This is a genomic window from Streptomyces sp. YS-3, from assembly GCF_045257485.1.
In the GTDB taxonomy this organism is placed as follows: Bacteria; Actinomycetota; Actinomycetes; order Streptomycetales; family Streptomycetaceae; genus Streptomyces.
On the sequence record NZ_JBJHPC010000413.1, the window covers coordinates 1 to 6579 of the forward strand.

At 71.5% G+C, this 6579-nt stretch carries 6 protein-coding genes; 2 read left to right on the plus strand and 4 right to left on the minus strand.

Going from position 1 to position 6579, the window contains the following annotated elements; translation table 11 throughout:
• The first annotated feature begins 232 nt into the window (after positions 1 to 232).
• On the plus strand, positions 233 to 730 hold the full coding sequence (locus tag ACJA3G_RS26770) for an Lrp/AsnC family transcriptional regulator (protein WP_406555609.1): 498 nt from the start codon (positions 233 to 235) through the stop codon (positions 728 to 730).
• A gap of 30 nt (positions 731 to 760) precedes the next feature.
• Here the strand turns inward: ACJA3G_RS26770 and ACJA3G_RS26775 are convergent, their stop codons facing one another.
• Together ACJA3G_RS26775 and ACJA3G_RS26780 are read right to left on the minus strand one after the other, a co-directional pair.
• Positions 761 to 1354 carry a TetR/AcrR family transcriptional regulator gene (locus ACJA3G_RS26775; RefSeq protein ID WP_406555610.1) on the minus strand — a complete coding sequence of 198 codons (594 nt, stop codon included), beginning with the start codon at positions 1352 to 1354 and terminating at the stop codon, positions 761 to 763.
• Positions 1351 to 2877, minus strand: coding sequence for a 3-hydroxyacyl-CoA dehydrogenase (locus ACJA3G_RS26780; RefSeq protein WP_406555611.1), 1527 nt, complete (start codon positions 2875 to 2877; stop codon positions 1351 to 1353). The genes ACJA3G_RS26775 and ACJA3G_RS26780 overlap by 4 nt, the downstream gene beginning before the upstream one ends.
• 121 nt (positions 2878 to 2998) lie before the next feature.
• Between ACJA3G_RS26780 and paaN the strand changes: the two genes are divergently transcribed.
• Entirely contained in the window at positions 2999 to 4672 is a 1674-nt protein-coding gene (gene paaN, locus ACJA3G_RS26785; protein WP_406555612.1) for a phenylacetic acid degradation protein PaaN, read from the plus strand.
• A gap of 38 nt (positions 4673 to 4710) precedes the next feature.
• Here paaN and ACJA3G_RS26790 read toward each other — a convergent pair whose 3' ends face one another.
• Positions 4711 to 5409: a TrmH family RNA methyltransferase gene (locus ACJA3G_RS26790; protein WP_406555613.1), complete on the minus strand. Its 699-nt coding sequence runs from the start codon at positions 5407 to 5409 to the stop codon at positions 4711 to 4713.
• A complete protein-coding gene (locus tag ACJA3G_RS26795) occupies positions 5406 to 6560 on the minus strand; it encodes an HTTM domain-containing protein (protein ID WP_406555614.1) in 1155 nt (384 codons plus the stop codon). Before ACJA3G_RS26795 ends, ACJA3G_RS26790 begins: the two co-directional genes overlap by 4 nt.
• Positions 6561 to 6579: the final 19 nt, after the last annotated feature.

Genomic DNA, 6579 nt, shown 5'->3' on the forward strand with positions numbered 1-6579 from the left:
GGGGAGGGGTGGGCCGGTAGGCGGCGGCACCGGCACCGGGCAGCTCTTGGACCGTCATGACGAAGCACCTCCTCGTGAGAGCGGGAAGGAGGCACGGCAGTGTGATGCGCCTCACCTACCGATTGTTCGGTCGAGAGCGCATTTTGGCTACAGGCACCGCGAGCCTGTGGACAAACGGTTCTGCACAGCCTGGGATAGAGACAGGTCGTCCATGCTAGGGAGGCGGGGGGACATGGCAGCTGAACAAATGGCCGACGAGGGCCAGGGCCCGGCGGCACGGCCGCTGGACGCCGTGGACCGCGACATCCTGCGCATGCTCCAGACCGACGGGCGCGCGTCGATACGGTCCGTGGCCGAGCGTGTGCACGTGTCGCGCGCCAACGCCTATGCCCGGATCAACCGTCTGCTGGACGACGGGGTGATCCGCGGCTTCACCGCGCGCGTGGACCACGAGAGGGCGGGGCAGGGCGCCTCCGCCTACATCACGCTCAAGATCGTGCAGAACTCGTGGCGCACGGTCCGCGAGCAACTCCAGGCCCTGCCGGGTGCCGCGCACATCGCCCTGGTCAGCGGCGACTTCGACGTCCTGCTGCTGGTGCACTCGCCGGACAACCGGGCGCTGCGCGAACTGGTCCTGACCAAGCTGCAGTCGATCCCCGAGGTGCTGTCCACCCGGACGCTGCTGGTCTTCGAGGAGACCGACCTGGACCCGGGCCCCGGCACGCCGTAGGCGCCCGGACCCGCCTGCTTCACGCGCGCGTCAGGAGTGGGTGCGCAATCCGTCGAAGGCGAGCTGGACGACGGTTTCGGTGACCTGGGCGCGCTCGGCCTCCGATTCGCGCTGCGGCCGATACCACTCCACCAGCGAGTTCACCATGCCGAAGAGCAGCCGGGTCGCCAGGCGTATGTCCATGTCGGACCGGAGGTCGCCGTCGGCGGCGGCGGCCTTGAGCAGGTCGGAGACCCGCTGGTCGAACTCCCTGCGCCGCTCCATCGCCCAGCGCTCGGTCTTGGTGTTGCCCCGTACGCGCAGCAGCAGCGTGACGTACGGAAGCTCCGCCATCAGCACCTCGACCGTACGCCGAGTGACGTACTCGACCCGCTCGATCGGCCGGCCGCGGGTGGCGCCGGGCTCCTCCAGGACGGCGAACAGGCCGTCGATGGCCCGGCTGACGGCCCGCCGCAGCAGCTCCTCCTTGCCTGCCACATGGTGGTAGATGGACGACTTGGAGATGCCGGCCGCCTTGGAGAGGTGCTCCATGGAGGTGCCGTCGTAACCGCGCTCGTTGAAGACCCGCACGGCGACCGTGAGCAGGGTCTCCGGGGTGTACGTGTCCCGCTTGGCGGTGGTCATGAGGCGGCCTCCTCGCCGTTGCTGTACGACTGCCGGTAGAGGGCGAGCGAGGGCGCGTACCGTCCGGTGGGGCAGCGCTCGTGCATCGCCGACAGCAGGTCGTACGCCCAGTCCCGGCCGAGCCCGCGGCTCCATTCGACGGGCCCGAGCGGGTAGTTGACGCCCAGGCGCATCGCGGTGTCGACGTCCTCCGGTGTGGCGACGCCCCGGGCGACCGCGTCGGCGGCGAGGTCCGCCAGCATCGCGACGGTACGCGCGACGATCATGCCGGGCACGTCCCCGATGACGCTGACCTTCTTGCCGAGCTTCTGGAAGAGGCCGACGGCCTCGCTCACCGCGCGCGCGGAGGTGTCCTCGCTCGCCGAGAGCGCGACGCGGGTCGCGCCGCGGTAGTCGAGGGCGAGGTCGAAGTAGACGACGTCCGCGTACTCGACGGAGGTGCGCCCGTCGGCCGGGACGAGCTGGCCGTCCCCCGGCAGCCCGATGTAGGGGCCGCCCGACTCGACGCTCTTCACCTCGATCCCGGCCTCGCGCATCATCGCGACGAGCTCGGCGGCGGGGCCGAGGTCACCGACGACCGTGACGGCCGCGGGCGCCTCGGCGGGCTCGGCGGTGTGCGGCTCGGGGCGCGCCGCGCCCTCCCCGTAGCCGTACCAACCGCGTCCGCTCTTGCGGCCGTGCAGACCCGCCTCGACCAGTCTGCGCTGGGCCAGCGAGGGGGTGAACTTGGGGCTGTGGAAGAAGGCCTCCCACACCGAGCGCGTCACGGCCTCGTTGACGTCCTGGCCGATGAGGTCGGTCAGCTCGAAGGGGCCCATGGCGAAGCCGCCGCTCTCGCGCAGCACGGCGTCGATGGTGGCGGGGTCGGCGCCGCGCTCCTCGTACACCGCGAAGGCCTCGGCGTAGAAGGGCCTGGCGATGCGGTTGACCAGGAAGCCCGGGGTGTCCGCGCACCGCACCGGGGTCTTGCCCCAGGCTTTGACCGTCTCGTACGCGCGCGTGGCGGCGGCCTCCTCGGTCGCGAAGCCGGAGACGACCTCGACGAGGGGGAGCAGCGGCGCCGGGTTGAAGAAGTGCAGTCCGACGAAGCGGCCGGGGTGGCGCAGGCCGCCCGCGACGGCGGTGACGGACAGCGAGGATGTGTTGGTGGCGAGCAGGCAGTCCTCGGCGACGATGTCCTCAAGGTCGTTGAAGAGCCGCTGCTTGACGTCGAGTTGCTCCAGGACCGCCTCGATGACCAGTGCGGCGTCCGCGAGCTCGGTCGGCTCCTGGGCCGGGTGCAGCCGGGCGAGCGCGGCGTCGCGCCCGGCCGGTGCGATCCGGCCTTTCTCCACGAGCCGCTCCAGGCGGCCCGCGATGGCCTCGGCGGCCTGGCGCGCCCGGCCGGGGACGGCGTCGTAGAGCCGCACGGGGTGCCCGGCCACCAGGGCCACCTGGGCGATGCCCTGCCCCATGGTCCCGGTGCCGACGACGGCGACGGCCCGGTCCGGTCCGACGGCAGGGCTTGGTTCGATGGCGGTCATGACGCGATCCTCCCCGATGCGTTGTCCACAGGTTCGACGGACCCCCTTGTCCCGACCGATCGTTCGGTTACTCTAACTCTGTCCGCCCGTCCCTGCCCAGCTCGACGAGGAGTTGGTCCGTATGGCCGCCCAGCTCAGCCCCCAGCAGCTCACCGAGTCCCACCGGACCACGCTCGACCAGGCCCTGGAAGCGATCCGCACGCGTGCGTACTGGTCCCCCCACCCCGAGCATCCCAAGGCGTACGAGCACGACGGCAAGGCCGCCTTCGACGCCCTGCTCGGCTCCCGCTTCGACCTGGACCAGCCCGGCACCGACGACTGGACGGGCGCGGAAGTCTCCCCGTACGGGACGGAGTTGGGCATCACCTACCCGCACCCCGACCTGGAGGTGCTGCTGCCGGCGATGAAGGCCGGCATGGGCGCCTGGCGCGAGGCCGGGCCCGAGCTGCGCGCCCTGGTGTGCCTGGAGATCCTCTCCCGCGTCTCCGCCCGCACCCCGGAGCTGGCGCACGCCGTCATGCACACCAGCGGCCAGGCCTTCATGATGGCCTTCCAGGCGGGCGGCCCGCACGCCCAGGACCGCGGCCTGGAGGCGGTGGCGTACGCGTACCGGGAGCAGACCCGCACCCCGTCGGACGCGGCGCACTGGTCCAAGCCGCAGGGCAAGCGCGACCCGCTGGAGCTCAGCAAGACCTTCATTCCCGCCGCCCGCGGCATCGCGCTGATGATCGGCTGCAACACCTTCCCGACCTGGAACGGCTATCCGGGCCTGTTCGCCTCGCTCGCCACCGGCAACCCCGTCCTGGTCAAGCCGCACCCGCGCGCGGTGCTGCCACTGGCCCTGACCGTCCGGATCGCCCGCGAGGTCCTGGCCGAGGCGGGCTTCGACCCGAACCTGGTGGCCCTGGCCGTCGAGCGGCCCGGCGAGGGCATCGCCAAGACGCTGGCCGTCCGCCCCGAAATCAAGATCATCGACTACACCGGTTCGACCTCGTTCGGTGACTGGCTGGAGGCCAACGCCCGCCAGGCGCAGGTCTACACCGAGAAGGCCGGCGTCAACACGGTCGTGGTGGACTCCACCGACAACTACAAGGGAATGCTCTCCAACCTGGCCTTCTCGCTGTCCCTCTACAGCGGCCAGATGTGCACCACCCCACAGAACCTGCTGATCCCCCGCGACGGCATCAGCACCGACGCGGGCGAGAAGTCCTACGACGAGGTGGTGGCCGACCTCGCCGCCTCGGTCGGCGGCCTGCTCGGCGACGACGCGCGCGCCAACGCCATCCTGGGCGCCCTGGTCAACCCCGATGTGAAGGCACGGCTGGAGGCCGCGTCCGGGCTCGGCGAGGTCGCCCTGCCCTCACGCGAGATCGCCAACCCGGAGTTCCCGGACGCGGTGGTGCGCACCCCCGTGATCGTCAAGCTGGACGGCGCCAAGCCGGACGCGGAGGCGGCCTACCTGTCGGAGTGCTTCGGCCCGGTCTCCTTCGCCGTGGCGGTCGACTCCACGGACGGCGCGCTGGAGCTGCTGCGGCGCACGGTCCGCGACAAGGGCGCCATGACGGTCGGCGCGTACACCACGTCGCAGGAGGTGGAGCGCGCGGTCGAGGAGGTCTGCATCGAGGAGTCCGCCCAGCTGTCCCTGAACCTGACGGGCGGCGTCTACGTCAACCAAACGGCGGCGTTCTCCGACTTCCACGGCTCCGGCGGCAACCCGGCGGCGAACGCCGCCCTGTGCGACAGCGCGTTCGTGGCCAACCGCTTCCGGGTGGTGGAGGTCCGCCGCCAGGCCTGACGCGCGCGTACCGGCACCCGCGCCGGACCCGGCCGCCTCTAGGGCGCCGGGTCCGGGATGGTGGCGTAGCGCTGCACCCAGGCGTGCATCGCGATCGCCGCTGCGGCGCCCGCGTTGATCGACCGGGTCGAGCCGAACTGGGCGATCGAGCACACCGCCGAGGCGTGCTCGCGCGCCTGCTCGGTCAGGCCCGGCCCCTCCTGCCCGAACAGCAGCACACACCGCCGGGGCAGCACCGTGCGCTCCAGCGGCACCGCGCCCGGCAGATTGTCGATCCCGATGATCTCCAGCCCCTCGGCCGCCGCCCACGCCGTCAGCGACTCGGTGTCGGGGTGGTGGCGTACGTGCTGGTAGCGGTCGGTGACCATCGCGCCGCGCCGGTTCCAGCGCCGGCGCCCCACGATGTGGATCTCCTTCGCGAGGAAGGCGTTGGCGGTCCGTACGACGGAACCGATGTTGAAGTCGTGGCCCCAGTTCTCCACCGCCACATGGAAGTCGTGGCGGCGGGTGTCCAGGTCCGCGACGATCGCCTCCCGCGTCCAGTAGCGGTAGGCGTCGACGACGTTGCGCCGGTCGCCGTGCGCGAGCAGCTCCGGGTCGTACCGCTCCCCCTGCGGCCAGGGCAGCGGATGCGGCCCCACCCCGACCTCGGGCGCGAAGCCGTCGTCGTACTGAAGCGGCTCCGGCGCCGGGGTCTCGGCGCCGGAGGAAGGGCTGGGGCTGGTCTCGCTGCTCACGCCACGAGCGTACGGGGCCGTTGCTCCTCGTCCGCACGCCCCCGCGGGGCCACCCGGCGCGCCAGCCGCTCGCGCAGCCGCCCGGCACGCCCGCCCAGCCACCGCAGGAACCCGGTCGGCAGGAACACCGCGTCCGCCGCGATCATCGCGAGCGAGAAGAACGGCAGCCCGAGCAGCAGGGCGATACCGGCGTGCTCCATCATCATCGCCACCAGCAGGACGTTCTTGACCCGCCGATTGAAGAGCGTGAACGGGAACGCGACCTGGACGGCGACCGTTCCATAGGTGAGCAGCATGACGATCAGGCCGCTGCCGCCGAGGATGTCCGACAGGGCGGGCCAGGGCGAGAAGTAGTCCAGGTGCAGCGGGTAGTAGAGCGCGGTGCCGTCCTGCCAGCGCGAACCCTGGATCTTGTACCAGCCGGCGGTCGCGTAGATCAGACAGACCTCGGCCATGATCACGACCATGGTGGCGTTGTGCGCCAGGTTGGCGACGACGTCGAGCAGGGCGCGCGGATCGCCCTGCCCATACCGCCCGGCGGCCCACCACAGCGCCTGCACCGCCCACAGACCCCAGAAGATCAGCAGCCAGCCGCCGCTCGCGTCGCCGAGCAGCGTCACGGCGAGGAGGCAGACACCGACGACGGTCCACAGCACCGGCCCCACCCGGTCCACCACCGGCTCACCGGTCCGCGCGAACCGCGCCGCGGCCCGCTCGCGCCGGCGCGCGTCCAGCGACCAGACCTGACCGCAGCGGGTGAGCACCAGATAGATCGCCATCAGATGGATGACGTTGTCGCCGCCGTCCCCCATGAAGACGGACCGATTCTGCAGCGACAGGACACCCACCATGAACAGCACGGACATCGTCCGGGTGCGCCAGCCGAGCAGCAGAAGGGCGCTGGAGAGCACGGCGACGGCATAGACGGTCTCGAACCAGAGCGTGCTGTTTGTCCACAGCAGCGCCGTGAAGGCATGGTTGCCGTCCACCAGCCGCTGGGCCATGTCCCAGCTCCACGGGCCGTCCGGGCCGTACAGCTCACGGCGGTGCGGCAGCTCGCGCAGCAGGAAGAGCAGCCAGGTCGCGGAGAAGCCGATACGGACGATCGCACTCTGGTACGGGCCGAGCGCCGCGCCCGTGACCCGGCGCAGGGCCTGGGCGGGCTTGGGC

Excerpts from the sequence above, each read along its gene's own strand:
- ACJA3G_RS26770 (WP_406555609.1), top strand. The coding sequence starts at position 233 with ATGGCAGCTGAACAAATGGCCGACGAGGGCCAGGGCCCGGCGGCACGG.
- ACJA3G_RS26775 (WP_406555610.1), bottom strand. The coding sequence starts at position 1,354 with ATGACCACCGCCAAGCGGGACACGTACACCCCGGAGACCCTGCTCACG.
- ACJA3G_RS26780 (WP_406555611.1), bottom strand. The coding sequence starts at position 2,877 with ATGACCGCCATCGAACCAAGCCCTGCCGTCGGACCGGACCGGGCCGTC.
- paaN (WP_406555612.1), top strand. The coding sequence starts at position 2,999 with ATGGCCGCCCAGCTCAGCCCCCAGCAGCTCACCGAGTCCCACCGGACC.